This is a genomic window from Streptomyces sp. NPDC034670 (assembly GCF_055574875.1).
In genome coordinates this window covers 1-4192 of record NZ_JBVITR010000116.1, presented here as the reverse complement: position 1 = coordinate 4192, position 4192 = coordinate 1, and the positions used below count along the sequence as shown (strand labels likewise).

2 protein-coding genes are annotated in these 4192 nt (G+C 69.1%); one reads left to right on the top strand and one right to left on the bottom strand.

What is annotated here, in order from left to right:
* Positions 1-127 precede the first annotated feature (127 nt).
* Positions 128-1609 (bottom strand): hypothetical protein, encoded by a 1482-nt coding sequence (locus ACZ56B_RS32635; RefSeq protein WP_468798651.1) that lies wholly within the window; start codon positions 1607-1609, stop codon positions 128-130.
* A gap of 713 nt (positions 1610-2322) precedes the next feature.
* On the opposite strand from ACZ56B_RS32635, the gene ACZ56B_RS32630 reads away from it, so the two are divergent.
* Positions 2323-3942: an IS1182 family transposase gene (locus ACZ56B_RS32630; RefSeq protein ID WP_468798648.1), complete on the top strand. Its 1620-nt coding sequence runs from the start codon at positions 2323-2325 to the stop codon at positions 3940-3942.
* The last annotated feature ends 250 nt before the right edge of the window (positions 3943-4192 follow it).

Genomic DNA, 4192 nt, shown 5'->3' with positions numbered 1-4192 from the left:
CGTGCTTGACCAGGCCCGGGTTGACGCCGAGCTTGAATCCGCCGGGCAGCGGTCTGCCGTCCCGGTAGGGCAGGAAGTCCAGCGGGCTGGTGCCGCCCGCCGCGTAGCGGTGGGCAAAGCGCGCCCATTACGAGGTGCTCACCTGGACAGAGTAGGTGGATGCGGTGACACAGGTGGTGCAGCGGCCGTCGCCGTCGGGACGGGCGCGGCGGGGGGTGGGGCCCGGGCAGGTGCGACACGGCGGCCAGCCCAGGCAGGTCGGGCAGAGGCCTTCGCCGGGTGCGGTTCCGGGGACCCCGCAGCCGGCGCACTCGACGAGCGCCCGGTAGGTCAGGGCCTCGTCGACCGTGCGGGCGGCGGCCTTGGTCGAAGAGCGTTCCGTCCACGGCTGCTCGGGGGCCGGCTTGGGGAGCGGCTCGGCCGACCGATGCTCGCCCGGATGGTCGGCCGCGGTGGCGGGTGGCGGGTAGGCCTGGGCGGCGCGCAGCCGGGCGGCGATGATCGCGCCGACCGAGGTGCGCACCGGGCTGGGCAGAGGCCGGTCGGTGATGACGTGCCGCAGCTGCTCGGCGCTCCAGCCGGCTTCCAACATGACGGTGACCACCCGGCCCTGATCGGTCAGCGCCTTGCCCGTCAGCAGCAGCTCGGGACGGCTCGCTCCGATCTCCAGCAGCAACCGGATCCCCGGATGCATCTCATCGGCCGGCGGGGCGGGCGCGGGAGCGGAAGCGGTCGGCGGGTGTGGCTGATCCTTCCGTCCGGGGGTGCGCACTGCGGTGTCGTGGGCGCACGGACGGAGGGGTCTGATGTTCTGCTTGTTGGTCTTCTTACTGATGGTGTTCTTAGTAGGGCGATTAACCGACGTCGGTTCATCCACTGGTGGAAAATCCGACATCGGTTGTGACCTGCTGTTTTGCAGGGCGGGCAGGTCGGTGATGTAGTATGCGGCCGCGCCCAGGGTGCCATCGGGATGGCGCTGGCGTTCCCGCAGCAGGAAGCCGTGCCCCTCCAGCTCTTTCAGCCCGCTCCTGACAGCCGCCTCGCCGTCGCGGCCGCGGCGCGCCAGGTCGGCAACGGTCATGCGCCAGCCGTCGCGGTGCGTGGAGATGTAGCCGAAGATCCCCTTCGCCTTGAACGACAGCCGGCCCTCACGGAACAGGCCGTTGGCGATCTGCGTGAACTGATCCGCCGCCATCACCCCGCGCCGGATTCCCGCGGTGACGCCACGTCCCACTTCACTCGCCGGAATGGAGACGAACGCCGTATCGGTCGTCCGGGCACGGCCGGCGTCCATGGCCGCCGGGCAATCCGTAATCGAGTAGACGATCTCGCCGAGGGTGCCGTCCGCGTGCCGGAGCTGCTCGCGTATGAGGTAGCCGTGCTGCTGGAGTTCGCTCAAGGCAACGCGGACGGCGTTCCGCCCGTCGGGCCCGACTCTCATCAGGTCAGCGACGGTCACCTGCCAGCCCGTGGCGTGCGTGCTGATGTAGCCGAACAGACCCTTCGCTCGAAACGACAGCCTGGCGTCGCGGAAGAGACCGTTGGCGATCTGAGTGAACTGCTCCGCCGCCATCACCCCGCGCCGGATCCCCGCGCCGAAGCGGCTCACCGAATTCCCCCGCGTACCGTGAGCGCGCCGCCGCCGAGATCCTGTGGCCAACGTGACACCGGAGAATGACCAAGATCGCTGGGTGGGAAACGGTGGACGAGATCCATGCCGCCAGCTCACCGGGCACCCCCGACCAGGCCGCCGACCACCAGCCCCGACCACCGGTCACGATCGGGTAACAGGCACCGTGAGCTGCCATGGTCGGTCTCATGGCCGGGCCCACCACGATCCTCATCACCCCGACCACGACCCCGACCATGGCGGTCTCGGTGGTGCGGACGGCTGCGCAATCACGGCTGCGCAACGGTGACGGCACCCAATTGCGCAGACGTCTGCGCAATGAGCGTGGGCACCTGCGCACAGCAAACTACGCAATCGGCAGAGCCTGCACAATCGACCTGTCCCGGTCGGCTCTTGAAAGACCGTCCGATCCATCGGCGGTCTCACCCCGTGCACTGCCCCCCGGCCCGCGGTGGGCACCTACCCCGCCCGGCGGCCGGCTCGACCATGCCCAACCCTTCCTGAGCTTGACTCTGTCGGGGATCTTGAAGTTTCCCGGTGCGCCGGCGTGATCGGCGGGCATGCTCGGGATGTTCCGAGAGCCCATGCAGTTGCCGAGGTGTCCGTTGTCGCTCCGTCCCCGCTCCGGTGAGCAAGTCCCGCCTCTAACCGCGCAGATCGCGCGGGCGAGCAACCCGGCCGGTACGGCGGCGATGTGGGTGAGAGACCGTCTGAACGGGCTGTGGCGTGACGAGGACTTCGCCGACTGGTATCCGCGTGACGGGCGTCCGGGCCTCTCGCCCGCCCAGCTGGCCACCGTGTGCGTGCTGCAGTTCGTGCTTGGCCTGTCGGACCGGCAGGCCGCCGAGGCGGTGCGCTGCCGCATCGACTTCAAGTACGCCATGGCCATGGAGCTGGACGATCCCGGCTTCCACCACAGCGTGCTGGCCGACTTCCGCGCACGTCTCACCGAAGGCGACCGCGCCGACCGCCTCCTCGACCTCGCCCTGGCCCGCCTCAAGGAGGCCGGCCTGGTGCGCGAGCGCACCACCCAGCGCACCGACTCCACCCATGTCCTGGCCGCGGTCCGCGACCTGACCCGGCTGGAGATGGTCACTGAGGCCGTCCGCGCCGCGCTGGAGGAAGTCGCCGGCGCCGCCCCGCACCTGCTGGATGAGCTGGTCGACGAGGACTGGGGGCGCCGTTACGGCCGTCCGGTCCGCCTGGGCAAGAACCCCACCAAGCCCAAGACCAGGATCCTCGCCACCGGCAACGACGCCGTCCGGCTCCTGGAACACCTCTACCGGCACGGAGCAGACAGCGTGTCCGGCCCTCGCGTCCAGGCCCTGCGTCAGATCGTGGTGCAGAACTACCACCGCGACTCCGCAGGGCACCTGCGCTGGCGCACCGCCGAGACGGAAGACGGGCCCGGGCTGCCGCCCTCGTCCCAGGCGATCGTCTCCCCGTATGACACCTCGGCCCGCTATGCCCGCCACGGGCACATCATCAGCTGGAAGGGGTTCTCCGCCCATCTGACCGAGACGTGTGCTCCCGACGGCCCCAACGTGATCACGGACGTGGCCACCACCGCATCCACCACCCACGACAGCAAGGTCCTGCCCGGCATCCACACCCGCCTGCACCGCCGCGGCCTGCTGCCCGCCGAGCACCTGGTCGACAGCGGCTACACCTCCCTGCCCCACCTGGAACAAGCCGCACGTGATCACCAGGTCACCGTCTCCGGGCCGCTCCGGGGCAATCCCACCCGACAACACCGCCGAGGCGAGGGCTTCGCCCGGGACGACTTCCACATCGACTACGACCGCCGACAGGTCACCTGCCCCCAGGGGCAGGTCAGCCAGGGCTGGCACGGCCCCTACCCGACCTCCTCGCCCACCGCGGCTCCGCTGATCGTGGCACGGTTCACCAAAAGCCAGTGCCACCCCTGCCAGGCCCGCGCCCAGTGCACCACCTCCCGCGAAAGCACCCGCACCGTCGGCTTTCCTCCGCGAGAACTCCGCGACCTGCAACTCCGCATCCGTGCCGAGCAGCAGACACCCGAGTGGAAAACCCGCTACGCGGTCCGCTCCGGAGTGGAGGGCACGGTCAACGAGTTCGCCCATGGCCACGGCATGCGCCGCTGCCGCTACCGAGGGCAGGGCAAGGTCCACCTCCAGCACGTCCTGACCGCCATCGCCATCAACATCGAGCGCCTCAGCGGCCTCCCACCGACCGAGGAAGCACCCCGGCCACGCCGACCGACCGCTTTCCAGACCTACCTCGATCAGCACGAGATCCCCCGGCCGAAGTCCTGGCGCACCCTGGGCACCTGACCTCGGCAACTCCAAGATCCCCGACAGAGTCAAGCTAAGAGGGAACGGATCTTCGGTACGAACATTGCCGAGATACCGAACCCTGAACCAGACCCAGCAATCACACGAATCAAGCCATTCCTAAGCGCGCTGTCGCCAGCAAGAGAGTAACTGGCTAAGAGTTCCTAACAGAAGTCGTTGATCAAGTAACCATCGGCTTGTCTGCTCGTTGGTCGGGTCGTGGGAAAGCGTCAGTCGCGGCCGTGGATCG